Source organism: Pseudomonas sediminis (genome assembly GCF_039555755.1).
Classification (GTDB): Bacteria; Pseudomonadota; Gammaproteobacteria; order Pseudomonadales; family Pseudomonadaceae; genus Aquipseudomonas; species Aquipseudomonas mendocina_D.
On the sequence record NZ_CP154631.1, the window covers coordinates 3,397,903 to 3,423,770 of the forward strand.

Here is a 25,868-nt window from a genome sequence, read left to right on the forward strand (position 1 = left end):
CACCTGCAGGCGTCACCCGGTTCGGTCTTGCGGCATGTTCCGGCTATCGCTTGCATCCAGCTTCGTGAGCCAGTCCACCCATGTCCGTGACTCATCTGAGCCGTGGCAGCGCCGGTTATCGGCGTGCCACCCTGGCGCTGTTCTGCGCCGGTTTCGCCACCTTCGCCATGCTTTACTGCGTGCAACCCCTGCTGCCGTTGTTGGCTGCGCACTTTCGCGTGTCTGCGGCCAGCAGCAGCCTGGCGCTTTCGCTGACTACCCTGAGCCTTGCCCTGTGCCTGCTGGTATCCGGTGCACTGGCCGAGAGCTGGGGGCGCAAGCCGGTGATGGTCGCGGCGCTGGGCCTGGCCGCGCTACTGGGGATCGCCTGTGCGCTGGTGGAGGAGTGGGGCACGCTGCTGATGCTGCGTGCGCTGCTGGGGCTGGCGCTGAGCGGTCTTCCGGCGCTGGCCATGGCCTATGTCGGCGAGGAGTTCGACCCCGAAGCGCTGCCTGCCGCCATGGGGCTGTACATCGGTGGTACGGCGCTGGGCGGTCTGCTCGGGCGCCTGCTGGCCGGCCTGCTCAGCGATATCGGTGGCTGGCCCTGGGCATTGGGCGGCATCGCCGGGCTCGGCTTGCTGGCGTTGGGGCTGTTCCTCTGGCTGTTGCCGCCTTCGCGGCATTTCACCGCGCAGCCATTGTCCCTGCGCGGGCTGCTGGGCAATTTCGTTCTGCACCTGAGCAATCCGCGCCTGCGCCTGCTGTTCACCCTGGCCTTCCTGCTGATGGGCGGCTTCGTGGCGCTGTTCAACTACGTCGGCTTTCGTCTGGCCGGCGCGCCGTTCAACTTGTCTGCCACGGTGATCGGCCTGCTGTTCACCGTCTATCTGCTGGGTATCTTCAGCGCCGGCTGGGCCGGGCGTCTGGTCCCGCGATTCGGTGCGCGCCAGGTGCTGCATGGCGGCATCGCGCTGATGCTGCTGGGGGTGGCCCTGTGCGCGGCGCCCTGGTTGAGCGCTGCGGTGGTTGGCCTGGCACTGTTCACGCTCGGCTTCTTCGCCGCTCACGCAGTCGCCAGCGGCCAGGTTGGTGCCCATGCGCAGGGGGCCAAGGCGCAGGCCTCGGCGTTGTATCTGTGCGCCTATTACCTGGGCTCGAGCCTGGTGGGCTACGTCGGCGGTTATGTCTGGGAGCATGCCGGTTGGCTGGCATTGCTCGGCGTTCTGGCCTCGCTGTTCGTCGTCGCGATGCTGCTGGTACGTAAGATTTAGCTTGTTTGCCGCTCGTTCAGTGCAGGTTCAAGGAGGGTTCAGCGGGTATTCAGTAGTCTTCCCGCAGACTTGTTGTCGAGTTGATGAAAACCGCAACGAGAGGAATGACTCGATGAAAATCACCCTGAACCGTATCGCATTCGCTACCTGCCTGGCACTGGGCGCAACCGCTGCCCAGGCCAACGACAACTTCGTCGGCCTGACCTGGGGCCAGACCGACAACAACATCCAGAAATCCAGCGCGCTGAACGCCAACCTCGGCAACCCCAAGCTGGACAAGGTGATCAACGGCGAGGGCACCTGGGGCATCCGTGCCGGCCAGAAGACCGCCGATGGCCGTTACTACGCGACCTACGAGAACGTCTCCGACACCTACAGTGGCTACAAGCTGCGTCAGCAGAATCTGCTCGGCAGCTACGACATGTTCGTCCCGCTGGGTGACAACAACACCAAGCTGTTCGGTGGCGTCACCGCCGGCCTGGTCAAGCTGGAGCAGGAGAGCCGCGGCTTCTCCCGCGATAGCGACATCGGATTTGCCGCTGGCCTGCAGGCCGGTATCCTTCAGGAACTGAACAGCAACACCTCGATCGAAGCGGGCTATCGTTACCTGCGTACCAACGCCAGCACGGAAATGGCGCCGCACGGCGCGGGCAAGGCAGGATCGCTGGACCTGCACAGCAGCTCGCAGCTTTACCTCGGTGCCAACTTCGCCTTCTGACGGCGGCTTAGCGTTACCAGGCCGGGCATCGCCCGGCCTTCGTTCAACTGAAAAAGGGAGAGTCTCATGAAATTGCTGGTGGTGGAGGATGAGTCGCTGCTGCGTCACCATCTGTTCACTCGCCTCAGTGAAAACGGGCATGTGGTGGATGCCGTGCGCACCGCCGAAGAAGCACTGTACCGAGCTGAGTCCTTCAATCATGACCTGGCCCTGGTCGACCTCGGTCTGCCGGGCATGAGCGGTATCGACCTGATCCGTGAGCTGCGCAGCCAGGACAAGAACTTTCCGATCCTGATACTCACCGCACGCGGTAACTGGCAGGACAAGGTCGAAGGGCTTTCCTGCGGTGCCGACGACTATGTGGTCAAACCGTTCCAGTTCGAGGAGCTGGAAGCACGTCTGAACGCGCTGCTGCGACGTTCTTCCGGGTTCACCAAGTCGACCATCGAAGCGGGCTCCCTGGTGCTGTACCTCAATCGCAAGCAGGCCACGGTGGATGAACAGTCGCTGCAGCTGACCGCCTACGAGTACCGCATCCTCGAGTACCTCATGCTGCACCATCAGCAGGTGGTGGCCAAGGAGCGCCTGATGGAACAGCTCTATCCGGGCGACGACGAGCGTGATCCCAACGTCATAGAAGTGCTGGTAGGTCGTCTGCGGCGCAAGCTGGAGGCAGTGCTGGGCGGCAAACCGATAGAAACCGTGCGTGGCCAGGGCTACATGTTCAACGAGCGCTGCAAGTGAGTCGAGCGCGCGCCGTTCTACGCAAGCTGCGTATGCGTTTCGCCTCCCTGCGGCTGCGTTTGATGCTGGCCAGCGCCGCGCTGGCGATGCTGTTCATGCTGCTGTTGATGCCGGTGCTGCAGGGCGTGTTTCTCATGGCCCTGGAGCAGACCATCGAAAAGCGCCTGGCCTCCGACGCGGCAGCGCTGATATCCGCCGCGCGTATCGACGACGGCCAGTTGCACATGCCGGAGAAGATGCCGGACGAAGAATTCGACAACCTCGACTCGCACCTGCGGGGCTTCATCTTCGACCGTGAAGGCCAGATGCTCTGGCGCTCGCGCTCATCCATCGACGAACTGGTGCGCTACCTGCCGCGCTACGACGGCCGCGGCCATGAGTTTGTGCGGATTCGTGACGACAGTGGCCAGGAATACTTCGTGTACGACATCGAAGTGGATCTGCTGCGCGGCGATCAAACCGCCCTGAGCATCGTCACCATGCAGCCGACACGCGAGTATGAGGGGCTGTTCAACGGTTTCGCCTGGCAACTGCGCCTGTGGCTGGGGATCGCACTGCTGGTGCTGCTGGGCCTGCTCTGGTTCGGCCTGACCTGGGGTTTTCGCAGCCTGCGCGGCCTCAGCGACGAGCTCGATGGCGTGGAGGCGGGCACTCGCCAGCGCCTGAGCGACGAGCATCCGCGCGAACTGCTGCGCCTGACCAATTCCCTCAACCGCCTGCTCGACAGCGAGCGGCGTCAGCGCGAGCGTTATCGCGATTCGCTGGAGGACCTCGCCCATAGCCTGAAAACACCGCTCAGTGTGCTCCAGGGCATCGGCGAAACCCTCGCCGTGCAACCGGAGAATCGTGAGCAGGCGCAGTTGATGCAGGCGCAGATCGAACGCATGAGCCAGCAGGTTGGCTATCAGTTGCAGCGCGCCAGCCTGCGCCGCAGCGGCCTGGTGCGTCATCGCGAACAGGTCTGGCCGCTGCTCGACGGCCTGTGCCGTTCGCTGGACAAGGTCTACCGCGACAAGCGCGTCGAAGCGACGCTGGAGGTACCCCAGCACAGCCAGATCACCATGGAGCGTGGCGCTCTGATGGAGCTGCTGGGCAACCTGCTGGAGAATGCCTACCGCCTCTGCCTGCATCGCGTACGTGTCAGGCTGCAACCCCTGGCTGGCGGCTGCCTGATCACCATCGAGGACGACGGCCCTGGCGTGCCGCAGCAGCAGCGTGAGCGCGTACTACAGCGCGGCGAGCGTCTGGATGCACAGAACCCGGGGCAGGGCATCGGCCTTGCGGTGGTGGAAGATATCGTCGAAAGCTACGACGGTGAGCTGAGTCTGGAAGACTCCGAACTGGGCGGCGCCTGTTTCAGGGTGCGGTTGTACGACTGAGTCGTGACCGGCTCAAGAGACCCATTGCGGGTTCCACACCACTTCCCAGACGTGACCGTCCGGGTCCTGAAAGTAACCGGAGTAGCCACCCCAAAATGTTCTGTGGGCCGGCTTGATGATCGCCGCGCCCGCTGCCTTGGCCTGTGTCATGAGCGTATCGACTTCTTCTGCACTGGCCACGTTGTGACCAAGCGTCATCTCGGTAGGGCTGCTGGGATGCACGGCTAGGCCGGTGTCATGCGCAATGCTGGCGCGCGGCCACAGCGCTAGACGCAGGCCCGCCTGCATGTCGATGAAAACCACTGCGCCATGTTCGAATTGCTGGCCGACTATGCCTTCTGTCGCGAAGCCCAAACCATCACGATAGAAACGCAGTGAAGCCTCAAGATCCTCTACTCCCAGGGTGATAACGCTTACACGAGCTCTCATTCGATCTCTCCTGCTACTGATTCGGTCTAGGTTCGTGTGGCTTAACCTTCCTGCGCCCGATAAGCCCCTGGCGTCAGCCCCGTCCATTTCTTGAACGCGCGGTGAAAGGCCGAGGGTTCGGAGAAGCCGAGTTGTTCGGTGATGTCCTGAATCGCCAGTTCGTCGCGGCCCAGGTGGTAGATGGCCAGATCGCGGCGCAGGTGATCCTTGAGCTCCTGGAAGCTGGTGCCTTCTTCGCGCAGGTGGCGGCGCAGGGTTTGCGGGCTGGTGTGCAGGTGTTGGGCGACCTGTTCCAGGTCCGGCCAGGTACGACAGTCGCGGCCGAGCAGGCGACGAATCTGGCTGATCAGGCTGTCGCCGCCGTCGGGGCGGGCCAACAGGTCGGCGGGGGAGTGCTGGAGAAACTGCTTGAGGGTGCGTTCGTCCTGCAGCAGCGGCATGGCCAGGTAGCGGGAATGGAACAGCAGGCTGGTTTGTCCGGCGGCAAAGCGCCGGCTGCAGGGGAATAGCAGTTCGTACTCGGTGGCATGCGCGGGTTCGGGGTAGGCGAAGGTGGCTTCTTCCAAACGGATGCGTTGGCCGATCAGCCAACTGCCCAGGCGATGCCAGATCACCAGCAGGCTCTCCACGAGAAAATGATCCGGGTCCCACAGCGTGCTGTCGTCGACGCTCAGCCGCGCCCAGTCGCCTTCGCGTTGCAGGCTGATGCTCGGTGCGTCGGGAAACAGGCCGTAGAACATTGCGCCACGGCTCAGGGCTTTTTCCAGGCTGCGGCAGTGGATGATGGCGTGACCCATCATGGCGAAGGTGCCGCGTTTGCTCGGCTGGCGGCCGAAGCCGAGGTATTCGTCGTCCAGCGATTCCCACAGCAGTTGCATCAGCCGGGAAAATTGTTCCGGGGCGATACGTGCGCGTGGCTCGACCAGCACGGCGCTCTGAATACCAGCCTGACGCAGTATTGGGTCGCAGGCCAGGCCGTGGCGGTCCGCACCGCGCAGGGCGGCGCGGACGAAGTGGCTGGCAATAGTGCGTTCGCGCATGCTGGGTTTCCGAAAGCGAGGGTGGTCGATGGTAGGCAGTTGCTCCCAGCCAGGGCAAGCCAACCGAGCGATTGGGTCAACCGAGGCTGAGCGTATGGGTCATTGAGGGGCGGCGGGGCGGCCCTTAACCTCGAGGACATAACAACAGCGGAGGACCCGCCCCATGCAACGCAACCATTTCGACACCGAGCACAACCTGTTCCGCGACGCTTTCGCTGCGTTTCTCGATAAAGAGGTGGTGCCGCATCAGGAGGCCTGGGAAGAGGCTGGGGTGGTGGATCGCAGCGTGTGGCGCAAAGCCGGCGAGATGGGTTTTCTGCTGCCCTGGGCGGACGAGGAGTACGGCGGAGCGGGGCTCAAGGACTTTCGTTACGAGCAGATCATGAGCGAGGAGCTGGCGCGCATCAACGAGCCGGGGTTCATGATCCCGCTGCACTCGGCGTTGTGCGGTCCCTATATCGCCGAGTATGGCAATGCCGAGCAGAAGGCGCGGCTGCTGCCGGGCATCATCAGCGGTGAAACCATTCTGGCGGTAGCGATGACCGAGCCGTCTGCCGGATCGGATCTGGCCGGCATGCGCACCACGGCGGTGGACAAGGGCGATCACTGGTTGCTAAACGGCTCCAAGGTGTTCATCTCCAATGGCTATCTGGCCGATGTGGTGATCGTCGCGGCCAAGACCGACCCGGCCAACAAGCACGCCATGGGCCTGTTTCTGGTGGAGCGCGGCATGCCCGGCTTCGAGCGTGGCAAGAAGCTGAAGAAACTCGGCATGCACAGCCAGGACACCGCCGAGCTGTTCTTCAATGACGTCAAGGTGCCGAAGGACAACCTTCTGGGCGATGCCAAGGGCGGCTTCTTCTACCTGATGAACATGCTGGCCCAGGAGCGTCTGACCAATGCCTGTGGTGCAGTGGCCGGCGCCGAGGCGGCACTGCAGACCACCATCGAGTACGTCAAGGAACGCCACGCTTTTGGCCGCCCGGTGGCGCATTTTCAGAACACCCGCTTCAAGCTGGCGGAAATGCGCACGCAGGTCGACGTGGCGCAGGTGTTCACCGACCGCTGCGTGATGGATCACAACCAGAAGAAGCTCACTCCCGAAGTGGCTGCCGAGGCCAAGCTATTCACTACCGAACTGCTCGGCAAGGTGGTGGACGAGGGCGTGCAGCTGCACGGCGGCTGGGGCTACATGTGGGAGTACCCGATCTGCAAGATGTACGCGAATGCGCGTATTCAGCGCATCTTCGCCGGCACCTCGGAGATCATGAAGGAGATCATCAGTCGCGGGATGAAGCTGTAGGCGAGCCTTTCATCTACCCTCGTAGGGCGGGTACGAACCTGCCAGCACTACGCCAAACATCGCATCTGGAGTCACCATGTCCGGCCCGTTGTCATCACTGAAGATTCTCGATTTTTCCACGCTGCTGCCTGGGCCGTTCGCCTCGTTGCTGCTGGCCGACATGGGCGCCGAGGTGCTGCGGGTAGAGTCGCCCACGCGCATGGATCTGGTACGCGTGCTGCCGCCGCACGACGGCGGAACCTCCACCAGTCACGCCTACCTCAACCGCAACAAGCGCAGCATCGCCCTGGACCTTAAGCGGCCAGAGGCCGTTGAGGTGGTCAAGCAACTGGTCAGTGAGTACGACATCGTGCTCGAGCAGTTCCGCCCCGGCGTGATGGACAAGCTGGGTGTCGGCTACGATGCGCTCAAGGCGATCAACCCGCGGCTGATCTACGTGTCGATCACCGGCTACGGCCAGAGCGGGCCATACCGTGACCGTGCCGGGCATGACATCAACTACCTGGCACTGGCCGGTATCGCCAGCTATACAGGGCGCCGCGACAGTGGCCCGTTACCGCTTGGCGTGCAGTTGGCCGACCTGGCAGGTGGCTCGCTGCATGGCGTGATCGGCCTGCTCGCGGCCGTGGTACAGCGCCAGGTTACCGGCCTGGGGCAGCAGGTCGACGTGAGCATGACCGACTGCGCGTTCAGCCTGCACGGCATGGCGGGGGCTGGCTACCTGGGGGCTGGCGTCGAGCCTGACATGGAAAACCAGGCGCTTAATGGCGGCAGCTTTTACGACTACTACCGCACCCGCGACGGCCGCTGGTTCTCTGTCGGCAGCCTGGAGCCGCAGTTCATGCAGCAGTTCTGCGCGGCCATCGGCCGCCCCGAGTTGGCGGCGCGTGGTCTGTCGCAAAAGCCCGAGGACCAGCGCGCGCTCAAGCGCGAGATCGAGATCGAGTTCGAGAAGCGCGATTTCGCGCAATGGTGCGCGGTGTTCGCCGAGCTGGATGCTTGCGTCGAGCCAATGCTGCCGCTGGCCGAGGCGGTGCAGCATCCGCAGATCAGGGCGCGCGAACTGGTCGTCGAGGTGCCGCGCGAAGGCTTGCCGGCGCAGGCGCAACTGGCCTGCCCGCTGAAGTTCTCCGAAGGGCTACCACCGCCAAGGCATGTCGGTGCGGCAGTTGGCGCACATACTGCCGAGGTGCTGGCTGAGCTGGGCTACGACGCCGAACAGATCGAGGCGTTGAGGAGTGCTAGGGCGCTGGGTTGAGTCGAACGGCTCACTGTCTGGCAATGTCGGTGCGCCGCACCCTGTGGGGTTTCGATACCGGCATAGGGTACGCCGCGCGCACCGAGGCGTTATGAAGTTTCCCTCATCACTCCTGGCGCTGCTCACCGCTGAAGGTCAGCGTCACCTTGCAGCGCCGGCAGTAGTAGCGGCGGCCCTTGGCGACCAGAGCGTGACGCTGGGCGGAGAAGGGAAACTCACCATCCGCGCAGCTACAACGATAGATGAAGCGACTGACCTTGCGCCGTTCGACTTCATAGCTGTGGCAGCGATGTGGCGGCAGTTCGTAGACGCCGCGCATGATCAACTGCCACTCCTCACCATGCGGCTGGATGCGCGGGCCGAATAGCTGGTGGGCGACCATGTGAGCGACTTCGTGAGGCACGGTCTGGCGCAGGAAATCCTCATGGTTGGCGCGGTACAACTGCAGGTTGAAACGCAACTTGTTTTCCGTGAGGTGTGCGACGCCAGCCTTCTGGCCACGCAGCTTGAAGCTGATCTCGGGGCGGGCAAAGCGTTGCTTGAAGAAGGTTTCGGCCTGCTGATAGCAGGCTTCGACGCGGGCTTGAATCTGTTCGGGCATGGACAGGCGCTGGTGCAGGCTGAGCGGGAATTATGCCGCAAGCCGGCAGCCAGCGCAGGTATCACTCGTCTACTGGCGCCTGCATTCGCTCCTGTTGGGTGCCGCGGCTCTGGTCCTGCTGCACCGTGCGCTGATATTCCGGCTCCAGGGTGTAGGTCCAGAACAGGATCATGCTGACCAGAATGGTGACGATCACCAGCAGCCCCACGCCAATCATCGAGGAGGCGTAAAGGAAACCCTGTTGATTGTCGATGCGCATGAAGCGTGGCAGCCCGACATAGATCAGGTAGGCGGCATGGGCACAGGCGAGCAGCAGGACGCTGATTGCCAGCCAGCGTGTGGGGTAGAGCGCGGCGATCCCGGCGATAAAGAAGGGCGTAAAGGCGTAGGCGATGAAACCGATGCACTGGTTGAAGGTGGGCCTGGCCTCGAAGGTGCGCGACATGTAGCGCAGCAAGTAACCCATGATGAAAACTCCGACCAGCGTAGCCAGATAAAGCAGCCCGCTCAGTTGCAGTGCACTTGCGACCTCCAGGCGAATGCGCTCTTCGTCTACCAGGCTCCAGTCCACCCAATGGGTGCCGATGAACAGGCAAACTGCCGGCAACAGGCTGAAGAGCAACAGGTAGGGCAAGTAGCTGGCGCTGTTACGTTCCTCGTCCTGGCGAATGGCCGTCCAGGCACGGTCCGGACGGGTGAGAAGGATATAGAGGTTCGCATACATGGTGTGACCATCCGCGTGACTGCCTTTAAATCTCGGGCAGTCATAGCCGCGTGGGGTTCAACCCAAATTTTCTGGCGCATGGCAATGAAAAGGCCGCCCGGAGGCGGCCTGTGGGTTCGCGGCTAGTGACTATCAGCTGGTGTAGACCGGGCCGATGCCCATGCCCCAGAGAATGACCGAGCTGGCGATCATCGCTACCAGCACGACCAGGCCGACTGCCAGTACGGAACTGGAGAACATGAAGCCTTCGTCTTCAGGAATGTTCATGAAGGTTGGTATGCCGACATAGAGCAGATAAACCGTGTAGCAGATCGCAACCGTGCCCACGACCATGCCTAGCCACAGGTGTGGATAGAGCGCTGCCAGGCCACCGATAAACAGCGGGGTGGCGGTGTAGGCCGCGAATACGATGCACTGGGTCAGGCTAGGATTGGCGTCGTAGGTACGTGCCATCCAGTGGATGAATGCGCCCATCACGGCTACCCCGGCGAGCATCGCCAGGTAGGACATGATGGTCATCACCATCGCACTGCCTTCGGTAAGCATTACTGGTGCTCGGTCACCAATCGCCCAGCCAACCTGGGTAGTGCCGATGTAAGCTGAAATAGCGGGAATTGCTGCAAGAATCAGCACATGGGTCAGGTACATGTGGCTGATTGATTCTTCCTCGCCACGGATTTCTTGCCATTCTTGATCGGGATGGGTGAAGAGCCCCCAAACGTGGTGGATCATGCCAGACACCTCCTTTTCTTATGACAGTCGCCCCCCCGGCGGAGGCCCGGCGCGCATGGACAGCGTTACCAGGTATCAGGCCAAATCGTTGCGACCTTATGTCGCAGTATAGACAGAGCCTGGAGCCGTCGTGATGCCTGGCTTTAGAGCAAATCGCTCTCTAGAAGTCAGTGGTAATAGCGCTCAAGAATTTCCATAGCCAGGTTTATCGACTGCAGCCGCTCTGTGCTGCCGCCTCGGTCCGGATGATGCTCGCTGACCATTTGTCGGTAGCGCAGCTTGATTCTTGGCAGGTCGAGTGTCCGTTCATTGGCCAGTTCGAACAACTCGAGTGCAGCCTGCTTCTCTTCGCCGCCTTGCATGCGCGTCCAGAAGCTGGTCAGCAAGCGCTCGACGTCGCGTTCGTCGGTGCTCTGCAGGTTGCTCATGTCCAGGTAGTAGTCACGCAGGGCGTCGCGTTCACTGAGCGCCGCACTGCCTGACTGATAGGGCAGCAGACGTATACACAGCGGGCTGATCTGCAGCAGGTGACTCTTTTTCTGCCATAGCTGCTCGCGCAGGCGATAAAGCGCGTTGAACAGCAGGAAATGAGTGCGAAACAGCACCAGCTTGTCGGCCAGGGGCAGATTGGGGACATGACCGCTGTGGCGATCTTTCAGTTGCTGGATCAGGGTGTATTCGGCAATGCCGTCCGGTGCTGCCTGCAGCAGTTGCAGTACCTGCTCGGTGAGGTCCAGATTGGGGTCGAGGTCGTCGTTCATCGGCCGAGCCTAGCATTTAGTTGTCGCTGGGGTGGGGGCGCGGCGCCATTGTGCGTAAAATGTCGCGCTTTCGTTCCTACCCCCGGACTTCGACGCACCATGGGCACCCTTTCGGTCAACCAGAACAAACTGCAGAAGCGCATTCGCCGCCAGGCCGGCGAAGCCATCACCGACTTCAACATGATCGAGGATGGCGACAAGGTGATGGTCTGCCTGTCCGGCGGCAAGGACAGCTACACCATGCTCGACGTGTTGCTGTATCTGCAGAAGGTGGCGCCGATCAAGTTCGAGATCGTCGCGGTAAACATGGATCAGAAGCAGCCCGGCTTCCCCGAGCACGTATTGCCGGCCTATCTGGAATCCGTCGGCGTGCCGTACCACATCATCGAGAAGGACACCTACTCGGTGGTCAAGGAGAAGATTCCCGAGGGCAAGACCACCTGTTCGTTGTGCTCGCGTCTGCGTCGCGGCACTCTGTACACCTATGCCGATGAGATCGGCGCGACCAAGATGGCGCTGGGGCACCACCGCGACGACATCCTGGAAACCTTCTTCCTCAACATGTTTTACGGCGGCACGCTCAAGGCCATGCCGCCCAAGCTGCTGTCCGACGATGGCCGCAACGTGGTGATCCGCCCGCTTGCCTACTGCGCCGAGGCCGATATCGAGGCCTACAGCCAGCTCAAGGAATTTCCGATCATCCCGTGCAACCTTTGCGGCTCGCAGGAAAACCTGCAGCGTCAGGTGGTCAAGGAGATGCTGCAGGAGTGGGAGCGCAAGAGCCCGGGCCGCGTCGAGATCATGTTCCGCGCCCTGCAGAATGTGCACCCCTCCCAGCTGGCCGACCGTAACCTGTTCGACTTCAAGAGCCTGAAGATCGACGACAGCGCCACGCCGCGCTTCCTCGATGTGATGAGCCTGTAAGCCATCGCGGCTGAAGCCCCTCCCACATGTGACTCGAATCCGTGGGAGGGGCTTTAGCCGCGACGCTTGCCAGGCCGCAAAGGCCTGGAGTATGGTTCGGTCATCGCTTTGGAGAATTCCATGTCCGCCAGCCTCAACCTCCTGTCCATGCTGCAAGCCGGTGCCTCGCGCGCCGCGTTGGCGCGTGCGCAGTCGCTTGTGGCTGCGGCGTATTACTTCTTTGGGTATTGGTTTAGCCACAGGCGCGCCTGATACCCCACAGGCGGCCTGAGACACCAGGGTCGCCACCAGAGACGTTTTCCAGAAAACCCCCGGTCGGCAACCCGACCGGGGGTTTTGTTTTTTCCGGCCGAAAAACGGCCACAGATCGAGGACTCACAGATGAACCGTTATTACCGCAACTACCGCTACGACTGGCGATTTAGCAGCGTCACCACCGCCCTGACACCTTTGCCGCGAACACTCAGTTAGCGCCGCCGCGGCATCGACCGCGCCGGCCAAGGAACCGCCAGATCATGAACAGCTCCGCTCAACTCGCTTCCTCCGTCACCACCATCGCCCGCCGCAGCGCCCAGCCGCTGCCCAGCCCCGCCGTCTTGCGCCAGCGCCTGCCGTTGCCCGCCGCACTTGCCGATACCATTGCCGCCGACCGTGACGCCATCCGCGCCGTGCTCGATGGCCGCGACTCGCGCTTGCTAGTGGTGGTTGGCCCCTGTTCCCTGCATGACCGTAGCAGCGCCCTCGAATATGCCGAGCGCCTGGCCGAACTGGCGCCGCAGGTCGACGACCAACTGCTGCTGGTGATGCGCGCCTACGTGGAAAAACCGCGCACCACAGTAGGCTGGAAGGGGCTGCTGTACGACCCGCATCTGGATGGCAGTGGTGATATGGCCGAGGGTTTGCGACAGTCCCGGCAGTTGATGCTGGATATCCTCGCTCGTGGTTTGCCGCTGGCCACTGAGCTGTTGCAGCCAATGGCGGCTGGTTACTTCGACGATCTGCTCGGCTGGGCGGCCATCGGTGCGCGAACCAGCGAGTCGCAGGTGCATCGCGAGATGGTCAGCGGCCTGGATTTGCCGGTGGGCTTCAAGAACGGCACCGACGGCAGTGTCGGCATCGCCTGCGACGCCATGCACTCGGCGGCGCACCCGCATCAGCACTTCGGCATCGATGACCTCGGCCATCCGGCCCTGCTGCATACCGCGGGCAACCCGGACACCCATCTGGTGCTGCGCGGCGGCCACGGCGCACCGAACCATGATGCCGTCAGCGTCGCCGCTGCGCGGGAAGCGTTGCAGCGCCAGGGTATCGCGCCACGCATCATGGTCGACTGCAGCCATGCCAACAGCGGCAAGGATCCATTGCGTCAACCGGCGGTGCTGGAAAGCGTGATCGACCAGCGCCTGGCTGGCGATGACAGCCTACGCGGGGTGATGCTGGAGAGCCACCTGTTCGACGGTTGCCAGGCGCTTTCCGGCGAGCTGCGTTACGGCGTGTCGATCACCGATGGCTGCCTGGGCTGGAGCGGCACCGAGGCTGCGTTGCGCCAGGCAGCCGAGCGTTTGCGTGGGTAGGGCGGGTGCAGCCCGCCGGTTCGAGATTGGCGGGTTTCACCCGCCCTACGTGAGCGTCATCGCTGTGGGACTTGAGTGTTCAACGCGCTGCGTGCAGGCTCTGTCATCCGTTTCATGAAGGATTTGATTCATGCGTGATTACAAGTGGCTGCACGAGTTTTGCCTCAATCGCTTCGGCTCGGCGAAGGCACTGGAGGCCATGCTGCCGCAGCCGCGCAGCGATGCCGAACTGCGCGCGCTGAGCGATGATCGCTACCTGTCGCTGATCAGCCTGCGCATCTTCCGCGCCGGTCTCAAGCACAGTCTGGTGGACGCCAAATGGCCGGCCTTCGAGCAGGTGTTCTTTGGCTTCGACCCGGAAAAGGTGGTGCTGATGGGCGCTGAGCGCCTGGAGAACCTGATGCAGGATGCGCGGCTGATTCGCCACCTGGGCAAGCTGAAAAGCGTGCCGCGCAACGCCCAGTTCATCCTCGATGTGCGTCGTGAAAAAGGCGGCTTTGGCACCCTGATCGCCGATTGGCCGGTGACCGACATCGTCGGCCTGTGGAAATACCTGGCCAAGCATGGCAGTCAGCTTGGCGGCCTGTCGGCGCCGCGTTTTCTGCGCATGGTGGGCAAGGACACCTTCATTCCCACCGATGACATGGTCGCCGCGCTGAAAGCGCAGGGCGTGATCGACAAGGCGCCGACCAGCTTGAAAGACTTGGCCGCGGTGCAGGCGGCGTTCAACCAGTGGCAGGCCGAAAGCGGCCGACCGCTGTGTCAGCTATCGGTGATGTTGGCGCATACGGTCAATCACTGAGCGATTGCTGCAACGCCTCCAGCCATTCCTTGGGCACGTCACGCTTCATCGCCAGCTGGCATTGCTGGCTGTCAGGGTCGAAGACGATCACCGCTTCGCCCTTGTCCAGGGCGCGACGCACGCGTTGCACGCGGGTTTCCAGCGGGGTTTCATCGCCATTGTCGGTCCCGTCACGGGTGACGAAATCTTCGATCAGGGCGGTGAGGGTGTCGGCTTGCAGCAGCTCAGCGGGGATCAACACGGTCAATGGCTCCAGTGGTTGGTGCCGATGATAGAGCCAAAGCGCACCGTGCCGCGAGCGCCCTCAGTGCACCATGCCGGGCCGTTTGAGGTGACGTTCTAGCGTGCTGTAGAGCAGCCCGCTATCCAGCGGCTTGCCGAGAAAGTCGTCCATGCCGGCGTCCAGGCCATGCTGGCGGTGCTCTTCGAGGATATGCGCGGTCAGTGCGATGATGGGGACGGCAGCGAGTTGCCGGTCGCGTTCGAGCCGGCGGATTTGCCGTGTGGCTTCGAAGCCGTCCATCACCGGCATCTCGCAATCCATCAGGATCAAATGCACGGCTGCCGGGTCGCGAGCGTATTCGTCCACCGCCGCCTGGCCGTCGACTACCAGGCGCACGCTGTAGCCACGTTTCTTCAAAAAGCCCTGAACCACCAGCTGGTTCACCGGGTTGTCCTCTGCCACCAGAATGCAGGGGGCTTCGCTGTTGTCGCTGCGTATTTCTCTGACCAACTGATGTACCTGTGCTCTGGGTTCTTCATACAGCCCGTTCAAGGCCTGGCGCAGCGCTTTGATTGCCACGGGTTGGGCCAGGTGTTGCAGGCGCAGACCATGGCTCGCCGGCAGATGTTGGCAGGCCTCGGGCGGGCAGACCAGCAGCACGCGCTGTTGCGCCTGCAGCTTGGGCCGGAGCGAGTCGAGCCAGTGATTGACGCCACCTGGCCAGGGCGCCATCAGTACCAGCAACGGCGGCGCAGCGAAATCCTCCAGATAGTCCTGCAGGCGCTCTGGCGTCTGGCAGCGTTCGGTGCGCATGCCCCAGCGCCCGAGCAGACGGCTCATGGCATCCAGGCCCAGGCCATCGAGAGAGGCGAGCAGTGCGGTGCGGCCGGCCAGCAGGCGGCTGAGCTCGTCGGTTGTTTCCTGTTCGGCCAGTAGCAGCATGTCGAAGGCGAAGCGGGTGCCCTGGCCCAGGGTGCTCTGCACTTCGATTCTGCCGCCCATCATCTCCACCAGCTCCTTGCTGATGGCCAGGCCCAGACCACTGCCGCCATAACGGCGGGTAGTGCTGGAGTCGCCCTGAGCGAAAGATTCGAACAATTGCGCCAGTGCCTGCTCACTGATACCGATGCCACTGTCGCTGACGGCGAACACCAGATGCGGCTGGCCATGGCTGTCGCTGCGGCGGCTGACGCTGACGGCCACATGGCCTTCGGCAGTGAACTTGAGAGCGTTGCTGAGCAGGTTCATCAACACCTGTTTAAGCCGCGTCGGATCACCCTGAATGCGCCGAGGTACGCCGTTTTCCAGGCTGATATAGAGGCGCAGGCGTTTGTCCAGCGCCTGGCCGGTGAACAGGCTGAGCGTCTCGGAAATCATGTCTTCCAGATCGAACTCGATCTGCTCCAGGCTGAGCTTGCCGGACTCGATGCGGGCGTAGTCGAGGATGTCGTTGATCACCGCCATCAACGAGCTGCCGGAGCTGGAAATGGTGTCGACGTAGAAGCGCTGGCTGCGATCTAGCGGTGTTTCGCGCAGCAGTTGCAACATGCCCAGTACGCCGTTGAGCGGGGTGCGGATTTCATGGCTCATCTTGGCCAGGAAGCGGCTCTTGGCCTGGCTCTCGAAGGCGGCTTGCTCGGCCGCACGACGCGACTGGAAGCCTTCTTCCTTGAGCAGGTTGATGCGGTCGGCAAGACCGATGGACAGGGTGATCAGCTCGATGGTCACGCCGATCTTCACTACCGTGGCGCCGAACACGCCAAACACTTCCAGGCCTAGCGAGCCAGTGGTGGCCTGGATGAAGGCGAACAGCAGGATGGCCCAGGCCAGGGTGTAATAGGAGCCATAACGTACGCCACGACGCCACACGTAGATGCCGGTCAGCAGCAGGATCAGCGACACCAGGGACACGGTGACGCTGGCCAGGATGTTCCAGGCAGCGAAGCCGATCAGCGGAATCGACAGCAGGCAGCCGACGCAGACCAACATCAGCAGGCGCAGGCCGGTATCCAGGCGCGGGAAATACTGGCGTGCATGCAGGAAATGACGGCTGAACTGGATGGCCGTGAGGCAGTGCGCGTACATCAGGATGTAGATGCTGACCGACTGAAAGGCCACGTGCTCGGGCAGCAGCTTGAACAGCATGCCGTCGAAGCACGCCGCGAGCAGGCCGACGTTGAGGTTGTAGGCCAGGTACCAGAGGTAGGCTGATTCACGCAGCGACAGGTAGAGGAACAGGTTGTAGCAGAACATGGCGAACAGCACGCCGTAGAACGCGCCGTTGAAGCCCATCAGGTTTTCCTGCGCGGCTGCGCTGGCACCGTAGGTGGCGAAGAATAGCGGCACGAATACCGTGCTGGTGGTTTCGACGCGGATCAGCAAGGTACTGACACCGGGCTCCAGCTGCATGGGAAACCAGAAATTGCGGACCTGCACCGGCCTCTGGGAGAAGGCGAAAGTGTCGCCGCTTCCCTGTTCCAGGCGGTTGCCATCCGGGTCGATCAGGTGCACCTGCAGATGATCGAGCAACGGATAGTTGACTTCGAGATAGCCGGCCAGCTCATGGTTCAGGGCGTTGACCAGGCGAACCTTGAACCACCACACCGATGCGTTCTTGCCGAGGTTGGCATGTTCACCGCCCAGGGCCTTGAAGGCGTCATCATCCAGCGCCTGCACCTGCTCGATGCTCAGGGTGCCGTTTATGTCTTCGTAATAACCGGTGTAAGGGCCCAGGGATAGGCGCAGGTCGTCGCTGTCGAGTGACGCAGGCGTAAGCGCCCAACTGGGGCAGGCGAGCCAGAGCAACAGCAAGGCCAGAAAGACGCGAGGCATCCGTGAACCTCAGAAAGCCAGGAAAATGGCCGGGGTGTCATGTTCAACGTCGCTTGGCGACGGCCCTAAGGTTGGCCACTGACTGCAGGCCAGAAAAAGGGGAGCTGATGCTCCCCTGTCGTTCTGTATGTCACTTTGCCTTTATGTGCTCAAGCCTTCAAGCGTCCCGATCATGTTGGCCAACAAGGCTGTCCACCGGCGGGACGCGGGTATCGCTTTCCATCTGCGCGTCATGCTCCAGTTGGTGGCTGAAGCGCTCCAGCGAGCCCTGTGCCGGTTGCGCATCGCTGGCGAACACCGGTGGGCTCATCATGTAGGCGGTGAGCAGGCGGCTGAGGGCCTTGAGGCTGTCGATATGGGTGCGTTCATAGCCGTGAGTCGCGTCGCAGCCGAAGGCCAGCAGCGCCGTGCGGATGTCATGGCCGGCGGTGACTGCCGATTGCGCGTCACTGTGGTAGTAGCGGAACAGGTCGCGGCGTACCGGTACGTCCTGTTCGGCTGCCAGGCGCAGCAACTGACGTGACAGGTGATAGTCGTAGGGGCCGCCGGAGTCCTGCATGGCCACGCTGACGGCGTGCTCGCTGGACTGCTGGCCTGGCGCGACCGGGGCGATGTCGATGCCGACGAACTCGCTGACATCCCAGGGCAGCGCGGCAGCAGCGCCGGAGCCGACCTCTTCGGTGATGGTGAACAGCGGGTGGCAGTCGATCATCGGTTGCAGGCCGTGATCACGAATCGCCTTGAGTGACGCCAGCAGGGCGGCGACGCCGGCCTTGTCATCGAGATGGCGGGCACTGATATGGCCGCTCTCGGAAAACTCCGGCAGCGGATCGAAGGCGACGAAATCACCGACGCAAACACCCAGCGAATCACAATCGGCGCGGGTGGCGCAGTAGGCGTCCAGGCGCAGTTCGACGTGATCCCAGCTTACCGGCATGGTATCGACGGCGGTGTTGAAGGCGTGCCCCGAGGCCATCAGTGGCAGCACGCTGCCGCGAATCACGCCGTTGTCGGTGAACAGGCTGACACGGCTACCTTCGGCGAAGCGGCTCGACCAGCAGCCCACTGGGGCCAGGCCCAGGCGGCCGTTGTCCTTGATTTCGCGGACGATGGCGCCAATGGTGTCCAGATGCACGGACACGGCGCGGTCGAAACGCTCGTACTCGCTCTGGCGTCCGCGCAGGGTGGCGCGAATGGTGCCGCGGCGGGTCAGCTCGAAGGGGATTTCCAGCTCTTCGAGACGTTCGGCGACGTAGCGCACGATGGTGTCGGTGAAACCGGTGGGGCTGGGGATGGCAAGCATCTCCAGCAGCACCTTCTGCATGTAGTCGAGATCGGGTTCGGGTAGTTGTTGCATGCAAGCTCCTCGGCATTCGGGTTTCCCCTCTCCCTGTGCGGGAGAGGGCCGGGGGAGAGTGGTCAGCTCGATACCTGGCTAAGCGGGAACAGCAGGTCGACGAAGCGCTCGGCGGTCGGCTGCGGCTCATGGTTGGCCAGGCCGGCGCGCTCGTTGGCTTCGATGAATACGTACTCCGGCTGATCAGCGGCGGGCACCAGCAGGTCGAGGCCAACCACGGGGATTTCCAGGGCGCGCGCGGCCTTGATGGCGGCGTCGCGCAGGGTCGGATGGAGGATCGCGGTGACGTCTTCCAGAGTGCCGCCGGTATGCAGGTTGGCGGTCTTGCGCACGGCCAGGCGCTCGCCGGCGGGCAGCACACTGTCGTAGTCGAGGCCGGCGCCATGCAGGGTGCGCAGGGTTTCGGCGTCCTTGGGGATGCGGCTTTCGCCACCGGTGGCGGCCTGGCGGCGACGGCTTTGCGCATCGATCAGCTCGCCGATGCTGTGGCGGCCATCGCCAATGATTTCGGCCGGACGGCGGATCGCCGCTGCCACCACCTCGTAGCCGATTACCAGTACGCGCAGGTCGTGACCTTCGTGATAACTCTCCAGCAGCACGCGCTGATCGAACACCCGGGCGCGTTCGATGGCTTCCTGTACCTCGCCCGGCGTACGCAGGTCCACGGCCACGCCCTGGCCTTGTTCGCCATCGACTGGTTTGACCACGACCGATCCATGCTCGGCGAGAAAAGTGGCGTTGTCTTCGGCGCTGGCGGCCAGGCGCTGGGCTGGCACGCTGAGGTCGGCGCGCGACAGGGCACGGTGAGTCAGGTGCTTGTCCTGGCACAGGGTCATGCTCACGGCGCTGGTCAGATCGCACAGCGACTCGCGGCAGCGGATGCGTCGGCCACCGTGACTGAGGGTGAACAGCCCAGCCTCGGCGTCGTCCACCTGCACCTCGATGCCGCGGCGCAGCGCCTCGTCGACGATGATCCGCGCGTAGGGGTTGAGCTCGGCCTGCGGGCCGGGGCCGAGGAACAGCGGCTGGTTGATGCCGTTCTTGCGCTTGAGGCTGAAGGTCTGCAGCTCACGGAAGCCGAGCTTGGCGTAGAGCTTCTTGGCCTGCTTGTTATCGTGCAGCACCGACAGGTCGAGGTAGCTCAGGCCACGGCTCATGCCGTGCTCGATCAGATGACGTACAAGTACCTCGCCGACACCGGGGCGGCTGCATTGCGGGTCGACGGCCAGGCACCACAGGCTGCTGCCGTTTTCCGGGTCACGGAAGGCGCGCTGGTGGTTGAGGCCCATAACACTGCCGATCACCGCGCCGCTGTCTTCGTCCTCGGCCAGCCAGTAGGTCGGGCCGCCCTCGGTGTAAGGCGTGAGCTTGGCCGGGTCGATCGGCAGCATGCCGCGGGTCTGGTACAGGCAATTGATGGCCTGCCAGTCGGCATCGTTCTGCGCCCGGCGAATACGAAAACCACGGAAGCTGCGACGCGCCGGGCGGTAGTCGGTGAACCACAGGCGCAGCGTGTCGGAGGGGTCGAGGAACAGTTGCTGTGGCGCATGGGCTAGCACCTGGTGCGGTGCAGCCACATACAGCGCGATATCGCGCTCGCCTGGCTGCTCTCCCAGTAGCGACTCGGCCAGCTCGCTGGCGTCGGGGTAGGTATGGCCGATCAGCAGGCGGCCCCAGCCGCAATGAATGGCCTGCGGTTGGCTGGGCTGGCTAGTGTGATCCTCGGCCAGACGGGCCTGTAGGCGTTCGTAGGAGGGTGTCTGGCCGCGTAGCAGGCGTTGGTTGAAGGCAGTGGAGCGCATGGAATAGTCCCTGTCGTCCGGTCTCGGCCGGATCGTCATTGAGTCGCGACACATCCCGGCTTTACCGGGCTACGACCATTGATCCTGCAGGAGCGGCCCGAGGGCCGCTCCATGTGAGTTACAGACCCTGTTCGCTCAACCACAGATTGAGCGCTGCCAGTTGCCATAGCTTGGACCCGCGCAGCGGCGTGAGCTGGCTTTGCGGGTTGGTCAGCAACTGATCGAGCATGGTCGGGTTGAACAGGCCACGATCCTGGCTGGGGTCGAGCAGCAGGTCGCGCACCCAACCGAGGGTGGCGCCCTCCAGGTGCTTGAGCCCTGGCACGGGGAAGTAGCCTTTGGGCCGGTCGATCACCGCGCTGGGGATGACCTTGCGCGCGGCTTCCTTGAGCACGTACTTGCCGCCTTCCGGCAGCTTGAACTTCGCGGGAATGCGCGCCGACAGCTCGGCCACGCGATAGTCGAGGAACGGCGTGCGCGCTTCCAGGCCCCAGGCCATGGTCATGTTGTCCACGCGTTTGACCGGGTCGTCGACCAGCATCACCGTGCTGTCCAGGCGCAGGGCCTTGTCCACTGCTGCATCGGCGCCGGGCATGGCGAAGTGCTCGCGAACGAACTCGCCAGCCATGTCGCCGGTCAGCCAGGCGGGCTGCACGCAGGCCGCGTATTCGTCGTGCTCACGGTCGAAGAAAGCAGCGCGGTAGGCGGCGAAAGCATCCTTGGCGCCATCGACTTGCGGATACCAGTGGTAGCCGGCGAACAGTTCGTCAGCGCCTTGGCCGCTCTGTACCACCTTGCAGTGCTTGGCGACTTCGCGCGAAAGCAGGTAGAAGGCGATGCAATCATGGCTGACCATTGGCTCGCTCATGGCGCGGAAGGCCTGCGGCAGCTGCTCGAGAATCTCGTGCTCGCCAATGCGCAATTGATGATGGCGGGTGCCAAAATGCTGGGCGATCAGGTCCGAATACTGGAATTCGTCGCCACGTTCGCCGCCGGCATCCTGGAAGCCGATGGAGAAGGTCAGCAGGTTCTCCACACCAGCTTCGCGCAGCAGGCCGACCAGCATGCTCGAATCGACGCCACCGGAGAGCAGTACGCCGACGTCTACCGCAGCGCGCTGACGAATCTCCACCGCTTCGCGCATGGTCTGCAGTGTGCGGTCGCGCCATTCTTCAAAACCGAAGTTCACTTCCTCGCCTTGCGGGCCGAACTGCAGTGTCCACCAGGTGTGCTGCTCGACCTTGCCGTCGGCATCGACACGCATCCAGGTGGCTGGCGGCAGTTTCTCCACGCCCGCCAGAATGGTGCGCGGCGCGGGTACCACGGCATGGAAGTTCAAATAGTGGTTGAGGGCGACGGCATCCAGCGTCTTGGCGATGTCGCCACCCTGCAGCAGGGCTGGCAGCGACGAGGCGAAGCGCAGGCGCTCACCAGTGCGCGAGAGATAAAGCGGTTTGACGCCGAGGCGGTCGCGGGCGATGAACAGGTTCTGCTTGTCACGCTCCCAGACGGCGAAGGCGAACATGCCATTGAGCTTGGGCAGCAGTTTTTCGCCCCAGGCGTGATAGCCCTTGAGCAGCACCTCGGTGTCGCCGCCGGAGAAGAAGCGATAGCCCAGCGCTTCCAGCTCGCCGCGCAGCTCGGGGTAGTTATAGATGGCGCCGTTGAACACCATGGACAGGCCGAGATCGCTGTCGATCATCGGCTGGCCCGAGGCTTCGGCCAGATCCATGATCTTCAGCCGGCGATGGCCCAGGGCGATGGGGCCCTGGCTATGAAAGCCATGGGCGTCGGGGCCGCGAGGGGCCAGGTGGTGGGTGATGCGTTCGACTGCCGCCAGGTCCGCGGGGCGTCGATCAAAACGAAGTTCTCCAGCTATTCCGCACATAGTTCCTTACCGGTGTTGCCGTTGGGGAGTGGCTCGTGGTCGAGCCTTTTACACCAAAACAAAATAATGCTTTCATGTCAAAGTTTTGGTTGTCATTAGTTGGTGCTTATGAGCGATAAAAAAGTTCCTGTTGAAATAGATTTGTCATCTGTCATGGCCTTCGAGATGCCCCTGTTTCAGGCGCTGCGGCGCTTGCAGCAGGCGGGGGAGGTGCACGCCAAGCGCCTGGCCCGCTTCGGTGGGCTGACGCCCATGCAGTTGATGATCCTGCAGGTGCTGGCCAGTGAAGCGCGCCTGACCGCCAGCGTGCTCAGCAGCCGCGTTAGCCTGACTGCTGCGACGCTGTCAGGCATGCTCGATCGCTTGGAAGAGCGTGGTCTGTTGCAGCGCCAGCGCGATGATCAGGATCGCCGGCGCCAGTGGCTGTTGATCAGCGATGCGGGCCGTGAGCTAATCCAGCAGGCACCTTCGTTGATGCCACCGGAATTCAATCAGCGTTTTGCCGCGCTGACCGATTGGGAGCGCCACAGCCTCACGGCCGCGCTGCTGCGCGCCGCCGAACTGTGCGGAGAGATGGAATAAGGTGGGCGATGAATCTGCCTTTTTCAGAAAAAATTCAAGCAGGGTGTTGACTTAGCATCGCCGCCTGCATAAAGTGCGCGCCTCGCTAAGGCACATGGGTGATTAGCTCAGCCGGGAGAGCATCTGCCTTACAAGCAGAGGGTCGGCGGTTCGATCCCGTCATCACCCACCATAGCCTTAGAGAGAAGGACGAAAGTCCACCGACGCGCAGCGGTAGTTCAGTCGGTTAGAATACCGGCCTGTCACGCCGGGGGTCGCGGGTTCGAGTCCCGTCCGCTGCGCCATTATTTCCCAGATCGACACCTTGTCGATTTGAGATGGCAAAGCCCGCAAGGGCGCCATCAGATGCAACAGAGTTCCATGAGTTCTTTGGACGCAAGTCCAACCGACACGCAGCGGTAGTTCAGTCGGTTAGAATACCGGCCTGTCACGCCGGGGGTCGCGGGTTCGAGTCCCGTCCGCTGCGCCATATACGAAACCCGTCGATCGCAAAATCGACGGGTTTTTTATTGCCTGTGATCCGGGGCAATCAATCGCCCTGCGGCTTTTCGTCATCTTGTCTTCACACTGGCAACGTAGCTTGCTAACGAAAGATGAAATGCCCCAGGAGAATGCCCGATGGATGACTATCAGGAAGAACTGCTCGAGCGCGACGTCCTCAATCAGGATATGCCCGATGTGGACGACGCCACCGAACTTTGAGCTGCGCCGCTGGCCCTGCGCTGTGTGCGGCGGTAGTCGCCGGGTGTTTGCCCGAGCCAGCGCTTGAAGGCGCGCTGGAAGGCTTCGGCCGAGGCGAAGCCGAGCAGGTACGCGATCTCGCCAAAGGCCAGCTCGGTGTCACGGATATAGGCCGTGGCCAGGTCGCGGCGGGTGTCGTTGAGGATGGCGCGAAACTGCGTGCCTTCCTCGGCCAGCTTGCGCCGCAACGTCCAGCTCGGCAGGTGCAGGCTGCGCGCCACTTCCTGCAGATCCGGCTCATGGCCGTGCAGCAAGGGCCCCAGCAGCTGGATGACCTGTTCGCGCAGGCTGCGCGTGCGGGTCAGCTGATCAAGCTCTCGTTCACACAGCTCCAGCAGGTGCCGCCAGGTGCCAGGGCAATGCTGTGGATTGCGCAGGGCCAGGGTTTCGCTGCTCAGGCGCAGGCGGTTGGCGCCGCTGGCAAATTCCACCGGGCAGCCGAACAGGGGCTCGTAACGCTCGCTATAGTCGGGTGGCGGAAATTCGATTTCAACCTTGTCCGCGATGATGGGGCGGTCGACCACCTGGCTCAGGTTGCTCTGCCAGCCGGCCAGCACCGAATCCACCACGAAGCGGTTGTAGGCGTTGTAGGGGCTGATCGAGTAGAAATGCAGCCAGGCGCCGCGGGCATCCTCGCTGAAGCCCGAACGGCCGCGATAGTTGGCGGCGTACAGCGGCTCGAAGCGCGTCAGCGTGCGTGCCGCTTCGCGCAGATCAGGCGCCTGCGCGGCGCAGATGCCGGCCAGGCCAATCTGGCTCAGTCGGCTGTGGCGGCCCATGTCCAGGCCCAGGGCCGGGTTGTTGCACAGGGCAATGGCGCTGTGGCCAAGGCGCATGAAGCGCGGGATCGACAGGCGCGCGCGCGGCTCGCTCAGGCGTGCTGAATCCAGACCGAACTGTTCGAGCAACGGTTCGGGGCGCTGGCCCTGTTCGCGCAGTGCGTCGGCCAATGCCTGGGTGAAGCCGACGGAGAGATCGCCAAGGCGAACGCGTGATGCCTTCATAACCATAGATTGATCAGTTGCGCGCCACGCTCGCTGGCGCCGCGTTCGCTGCGACCGGCATCGAAGGCGAGCGCCTGGGACTGACCGCTACGCTCCCACAATCGGCCGCGCAGATGGACTTTCAGCCCGGCGCGAATGCCATGGGTCTGCAGTTGTTCGCCAAGCTCGGCGTCGTCCGCCTGGCTGTCCAGATCGCTGGGCATTGCCAAGAGCTCGATGGTCTCGTCGCCAGCCGTCGTTGCCTGGCGCAACTGCTGCATGTCACCGCCGAGTAGCACGCCGAGGCGACCTGCCGGGGTCTCCAGCACCTGCACGGCGCCGTTTGTTTCGGTCGTCAGTGCGCCTGCACTGAAAGCGTGGCGTTGTGGCTGGCCGAGCGGGTTGCCGGCCCGGTCGAAGACCAGGCTGACGTTGTACAGCGGCCCGCGGCCGATCTCGAGACGCCCCTGTTCTATATGAGGCTCGGGCAGAACGATGGAACCCGCCACCAGGGTGATCTGGTAATCGCGAGCCAGAGCGCCAAACAGTTGCTGATAGTCACGCGCCATGCTCTTGGCCTTGGTTCGCAGCATGGCATCGTCCAGGCGCGCGTCGTCTGCGGCGCCCAGCAGTGCGCCGAGAAAATCCAGCGGATTGGTTGCCGCCAGCCAGTGCATGGCCTGGTGGCGCTCGGTGGCACGATAGAGTTCTTCTTTCTCGCCAACGGCGAGCAGCCAGGTGCCGATATGTTCCGGCAGCACGACGACGGTGCGCGCGTTGAGCATGCCCCGCTCGCGGGCGTGATCGAGGTAGGCCGCCAGTTTCAGGCGCAGGCGGGCGAGGCTCTGGTAGTCCGCTGCGAACAGCTCCGGCTGGATGCCCAGCAGGTTACCGCGCGGGCCGGGCTCGCCGATATCCAGCGCGACCTGGCTGCGCAGGTCGGACAGGTAGTGGCTGCTGGGACGCTGCTCGATCCACTGGGCGTAGCTGCCAAGGCCGGCCAGCAGTGCGAACGCGAGCAGAAGGGTGATCAGTAGGCGCATTTCGGGATGTTCGGCTTCGTTGCGGTGCAGGTTAGGTCGGTCGAGCCGTGCTGCCAAGGTGAATTGCTACTTTTGATCATTATCTTGTTAGTTTTGATCATTGAGCATGGTTGGCAGCCTCTTTATCGTCTGGCTCCATAACCGACCGCGTGACCATGAGACCGCGGCAATCCGT

At 63.0% G+C, this 25,868-nt stretch carries 23 protein-coding genes and 3 tRNA genes; 13 read left to right on the forward strand and 13 right to left on the reverse strand.

Going from position 1 to position 25,868, the window contains the following annotated elements; genetic code table 11:
- Nucleotides 1-80: 80 nt before the first annotated feature.
- From AAEQ75_RS15970 to AAEQ75_RS15985, 4 genes are all read left to right on the forward strand, one after another.
- Nucleotides 81-1,253 (forward strand): MFS transporter, encoded by a 1,173-nt coding sequence (locus AAEQ75_RS15970; protein WP_343349685.1) that lies wholly within the window; start codon nt 81-83, stop codon nt 1,251-1,253.
- Nucleotides 1,254-1,365: 112 nt separating this feature from the next.
- Nucleotides 1,366-1,971 carry an outer membrane beta-barrel protein gene (locus tag AAEQ75_RS15975; protein WP_244157945.1) on the forward strand — a complete coding sequence of 202 codons (606 nt, stop codon included), beginning with the start codon at nt 1,366-1,368 and terminating at the stop codon, nt 1,969-1,971.
- A gap of 66 nt (nt 1,972-2,037) precedes the next feature.
- Nucleotides 2,038-2,715, forward strand: coding sequence for a response regulator transcription factor (locus AAEQ75_RS15980; RefSeq protein WP_343349686.1), 678 nt, complete (start codon nt 2,038-2,040; stop codon nt 2,713-2,715).
- Complete coding sequence (locus tag AAEQ75_RS15985; RefSeq protein WP_343349688.1) at nt 2,712-4,094, forward strand: ATP-binding protein; 1,383 nt, start codon at nt 2,712-2,714, stop codon at nt 4,092-4,094. The genes AAEQ75_RS15980 and AAEQ75_RS15985 overlap by 4 nt, the downstream gene beginning before the upstream one ends.
- A gap of 12 nt (nt 4,095-4,106) precedes the next feature.
- On the opposite strand, the gene AAEQ75_RS15990 is transcribed toward AAEQ75_RS15985, so the two are convergent.
- Nucleotides 4,107-4,523 (reverse strand): VOC family protein, encoded by a 417-nt coding sequence (locus tag AAEQ75_RS15990; RefSeq protein ID WP_343349689.1) that lies wholly within the window; start codon nt 4,521-4,523, stop codon nt 4,107-4,109.
- A 41-nt stretch (nt 4,524-4,564) separates the two neighbouring features.
- Entirely contained in the window at nt 4,565-5,563 is a 999-nt protein-coding gene (locus AAEQ75_RS15995) for an AraC family transcriptional regulator (RefSeq protein WP_343349690.1), read from the reverse strand.
- A 163-nt stretch (nt 5,564-5,726) separates the two neighbouring features.
- On the opposite strand from AAEQ75_RS15995, the gene AAEQ75_RS16000 reads away from it, so the two are divergent.
- Both AAEQ75_RS16000 and AAEQ75_RS16005 read left to right on the forward strand, forming a co-directional pair.
- A complete protein-coding gene (locus AAEQ75_RS16000) occupies nt 5,727-6,866 on the forward strand; it encodes an acyl-CoA dehydrogenase family protein (RefSeq protein WP_343349691.1) in 1,140 nt (379 codons plus the stop codon).
- 76 nt (nt 6,867-6,942) lie between these two features.
- Entirely contained in the window at nt 6,943-8,124 is a 1,182-nt protein-coding gene (locus AAEQ75_RS16005; RefSeq protein ID WP_343349693.1) for a CaiB/BaiF CoA transferase family protein, read from the forward strand.
- A 106-nt stretch (nt 8,125-8,230) separates the two neighbouring features.
- On the opposite strand, the gene AAEQ75_RS16010 is transcribed toward AAEQ75_RS16005, so the two are convergent.
- From AAEQ75_RS16010 to AAEQ75_RS16025, 4 genes are all read right to left on the reverse strand, one after another.
- Nucleotides 8,231-8,725: a SprT family zinc-dependent metalloprotease gene (locus tag AAEQ75_RS16010; RefSeq protein ID WP_106735555.1), complete on the reverse strand. Its 495-nt coding sequence runs from the start codon at nt 8,723-8,725 to the stop codon at nt 8,231-8,233.
- A 61-nt stretch (nt 8,726-8,786) separates the two neighbouring features.
- Nucleotides 8,787-9,449 (reverse strand): Yip1 family protein, encoded by a 663-nt coding sequence (locus AAEQ75_RS16015; RefSeq protein WP_343349694.1) that lies wholly within the window; start codon nt 9,447-9,449, stop codon nt 8,787-8,789.
- A gap of 132 nt (nt 9,450-9,581) precedes the next feature.
- Nucleotides 9,582-10,181, reverse strand: coding sequence for a Yip1 family protein (locus tag AAEQ75_RS16020; RefSeq protein WP_343349695.1), 600 nt, complete (start codon nt 10,179-10,181; stop codon nt 9,582-9,584).
- Nucleotides 10,182-10,348: 167 nt separating this feature from the next.
- Nucleotides 10,349-10,942, reverse strand: a complete 594-nt coding sequence (locus tag AAEQ75_RS16025) for a DNA-J related domain-containing protein (RefSeq protein ID WP_343349696.1) — start codon at nt 10,940-10,942, stop codon at nt 10,349-10,351.
- Between the two features lie 99 nt (nt 10,943-11,041).
- Between AAEQ75_RS16025 and ttcA the strand changes: the two genes are divergently transcribed.
- From ttcA to AAEQ75_RS16040, 3 genes are all read left to right on the forward strand, one after another.
- Entirely contained in the window at nt 11,042-11,866 is an 825-nt protein-coding gene (ttcA, locus tag AAEQ75_RS16030; protein ID WP_143505334.1) for a tRNA 2-thiocytidine(32) synthetase TtcA, read from the forward strand.
- A gap of 515 nt (nt 11,867-12,381) precedes the next feature.
- Nucleotides 12,382-13,440 (forward strand): 3-deoxy-7-phosphoheptulonate synthase, encoded by a 1,059-nt coding sequence (locus AAEQ75_RS16035; protein ID WP_343349697.1) that lies wholly within the window; start codon nt 12,382-12,384, stop codon nt 13,438-13,440.
- Nucleotides 13,441-13,570: 130 nt separating this feature from the next.
- Nucleotides 13,571-14,242, forward strand: coding sequence for a DNA-3-methyladenine glycosylase I (locus tag AAEQ75_RS16040; protein ID WP_343349698.1), 672 nt, complete (start codon nt 13,571-13,573; stop codon nt 14,240-14,242).
- Here the strand turns inward: AAEQ75_RS16040 and AAEQ75_RS16045 are convergent.
- The 5 genes from AAEQ75_RS16045 to AAEQ75_RS16065 all read right to left on the reverse strand — a co-directional run bounded on the left by AAEQ75_RS16045 (nt 14,232) and on the right by AAEQ75_RS16065 (nt 22,344).
- A complete protein-coding gene (locus AAEQ75_RS16045; protein ID WP_017679028.1) occupies nt 14,232-14,483 on the reverse strand; it encodes a YheU family protein in 252 nt (83 codons plus the stop codon). The two genes, AAEQ75_RS16040 and AAEQ75_RS16045, sit on opposite strands and share 11 nt — an antisense overlap.
- Nucleotides 14,484-14,546: 63 nt before the next feature.
- A complete protein-coding gene (locus tag AAEQ75_RS16050) occupies nt 14,547-17,297 on the reverse strand; it encodes a hybrid sensor histidine kinase/response regulator (RefSeq protein ID WP_343349699.1) in 2,751 nt (916 codons plus the stop codon).
- Nucleotides 17,298-17,454: 157 nt separating this feature from the next.
- Entirely contained in the window at nt 17,455-18,654 is a 1,200-nt protein-coding gene (locus tag AAEQ75_RS16055) for an osmoprotectant NAGGN system M42 family peptidase (RefSeq protein ID WP_106735543.1), read from the reverse strand.
- Nucleotides 18,655-18,716: 62 nt separating this feature from the next.
- Nucleotides 18,717-20,456 carry an N-acetylglutaminylglutamine synthetase gene (ngg, locus tag AAEQ75_RS16060; protein ID WP_343349701.1) on the reverse strand — a complete coding sequence of 580 codons (1,740 nt, stop codon included), beginning with the start codon at nt 20,454-20,456 and terminating at the stop codon, nt 18,717-18,719.
- 118 nt (nt 20,457-20,574) lie between these two features.
- Complete coding sequence (locus AAEQ75_RS16065) at nt 20,575-22,344, reverse strand: N-acetylglutaminylglutamine amidotransferase (RefSeq protein WP_343349702.1); 1,770 nt, start codon at nt 22,342-22,344, stop codon at nt 20,575-20,577.
- Between the two features lie 108 nt (nt 22,345-22,452).
- Here AAEQ75_RS16065 and AAEQ75_RS16070 point away from each other — a divergent pair, with 108 nt between their 5' ends.
- From AAEQ75_RS16070 to AAEQ75_RS16085, 4 genes are all read left to right on the forward strand, one after another.
- Entirely contained in the window at nt 22,453-22,926 is a 474-nt protein-coding gene (locus AAEQ75_RS16070) for a MarR family winged helix-turn-helix transcriptional regulator (protein ID WP_343349703.1), read from the forward strand.
- 96 nt (nt 22,927-23,022) lie between these two features.
- Nucleotides 23,023-23,098: transfer RNA gene (locus AAEQ75_RS16075), tRNA-Val, on the forward strand.
- A 35-nt stretch (nt 23,099-23,133) separates the two neighbouring features.
- Nucleotides 23,134-23,210, forward strand: a tRNA-Asp gene (locus tag AAEQ75_RS16080).
- A 108-nt stretch (nt 23,211-23,318) separates the two neighbouring features.
- Nucleotides 23,319-23,395, forward strand: a tRNA-Asp gene (locus AAEQ75_RS16085).
- Between the two features lie 193 nt (nt 23,396-23,588).
- On the opposite strand, the gene AAEQ75_RS16090 is transcribed toward AAEQ75_RS16085, so the two are convergent.
- The gene (locus AAEQ75_RS16090; RefSeq protein WP_343349704.1) at nt 23,589-24,671 is read right to left on the reverse strand and encodes an AraC family transcriptional regulator; all 1,083 of its coding nucleotides are present in this window, start codon (nt 24,669-24,671) and stop codon (nt 23,589-23,591) included.
- Complete coding sequence (locus AAEQ75_RS16095) at nt 24,668-25,693, reverse strand: carbon-nitrogen hydrolase family protein (RefSeq protein ID WP_343349705.1); 1,026 nt, start codon at nt 25,691-25,693, stop codon at nt 24,668-24,670. The genes AAEQ75_RS16090 and AAEQ75_RS16095 overlap by 4 nt, the downstream gene beginning before the upstream one ends.
- Between the last annotated feature and the right edge of the window lie 175 nt (nt 25,694-25,868).

Excerpts from the sequence above, each read along its gene's own strand:
- AAEQ75_RS16090 (WP_343349704.1), bottom strand. The coding sequence starts at position 24,671 with ATGAAGGCATCACGCGTTCGCCTTGGCGATCTCTCCGTCGGCTTCACC.
- AAEQ75_RS16015 (WP_343349694.1), bottom strand. The coding sequence starts at position 9,449 with ATGTATGCGAACCTCTATATCCTTCTCACCCGTCCGGACCGTGCCTGG.
- ttcA (WP_143505334.1), top strand. The coding sequence starts at position 11,042 with ATGGGCACCCTTTCGGTCAACCAGAACAAACTGCAGAAGCGCATTCGC.
- AAEQ75_RS16005 (WP_343349693.1), top strand. The coding sequence starts at position 6,943 with ATGTCCGGCCCGTTGTCATCACTGAAGATTCTCGATTTTTCCACGCTG.
- AAEQ75_RS15995 (WP_343349690.1), bottom strand. The coding sequence starts at position 5,563 with ATGCGCGAACGCACTATTGCCAGCCACTTCGTCCGCGCCGCCCTGCGC.
- AAEQ75_RS16000 (WP_343349691.1), top strand. The coding sequence starts at position 5,727 with ATGCAACGCAACCATTTCGACACCGAGCACAACCTGTTCCGCGACGCT.
- AAEQ75_RS16010 (WP_106735555.1), bottom strand. The coding sequence starts at position 8,725 with ATGCCCGAACAGATTCAAGCCCGCGTCGAAGCCTGCTATCAGCAGGCC.
- AAEQ75_RS16095 (WP_343349705.1), bottom strand. The coding sequence starts at position 25,693 with ATGCGCCTACTGATCACCCTTCTGCTCGCGTTCGCACTGCTGGCCGGC.
- AAEQ75_RS16035 (WP_343349697.1), top strand. The coding sequence starts at position 12,382 with ATGAACAGCTCCGCTCAACTCGCTTCCTCCGTCACCACCATCGCCCGC.
- AAEQ75_RS15980 (WP_343349686.1), top strand. The coding sequence starts at position 2,038 with ATGAAATTGCTGGTGGTGGAGGATGAGTCGCTGCTGCGTCACCATCTG.
- ngg (WP_343349701.1), bottom strand. The coding sequence starts at position 20,456 with ATGCGCTCCACTGCCTTCAACCAACGCCTGCTACGCGGCCAGACACCC.
- AAEQ75_RS15975 (WP_244157945.1), top strand. The coding sequence starts at position 1,366 with ATGAAAATCACCCTGAACCGTATCGCATTCGCTACCTGCCTGGCACTG.
- AAEQ75_RS15970 (WP_343349685.1), top strand. The coding sequence starts at position 81 with ATGTCCGTGACTCATCTGAGCCGTGGCAGCGCCGGTTATCGGCGTGCC.
- AAEQ75_RS16050 (WP_343349699.1), bottom strand. The coding sequence starts at position 17,297 with ATGCCTCGCGTCTTTCTGGCCTTGCTGTTGCTCTGGCTCGCCTGCCCC.
- AAEQ75_RS15990 (WP_343349689.1), bottom strand. The coding sequence starts at position 4,523 with ATGAGAGCTCGTGTAAGCGTTATCACCCTGGGAGTAGAGGATCTTGAG.
- AAEQ75_RS16020 (WP_343349695.1), bottom strand. The coding sequence starts at position 10,181 with ATGATCCACCACGTTTGGGGGCTCTTCACCCATCCCGATCAAGAATGG.
- AAEQ75_RS16040 (WP_343349698.1), top strand. The coding sequence starts at position 13,571 with ATGCGTGATTACAAGTGGCTGCACGAGTTTTGCCTCAATCGCTTCGGC.
- AAEQ75_RS16065 (WP_343349702.1), bottom strand. The coding sequence starts at position 22,344 with ATGTGCGGAATAGCTGGAGAACTTCGTTTTGATCGACGCCCCGCGGAC.
- AAEQ75_RS16025 (WP_343349696.1), bottom strand. The coding sequence starts at position 10,942 with ATGAACGACGACCTCGACCCCAATCTGGACCTCACCGAGCAGGTACTG.
- AAEQ75_RS16070 (WP_343349703.1), top strand. The coding sequence starts at position 22,453 with ATGAGCGATAAAAAAGTTCCTGTTGAAATAGATTTGTCATCTGTCATG.
- AAEQ75_RS16055 (WP_106735543.1), bottom strand. The coding sequence starts at position 18,654 with ATGCAACAACTACCCGAACCCGATCTCGACTACATGCAGAAGGTGCTG.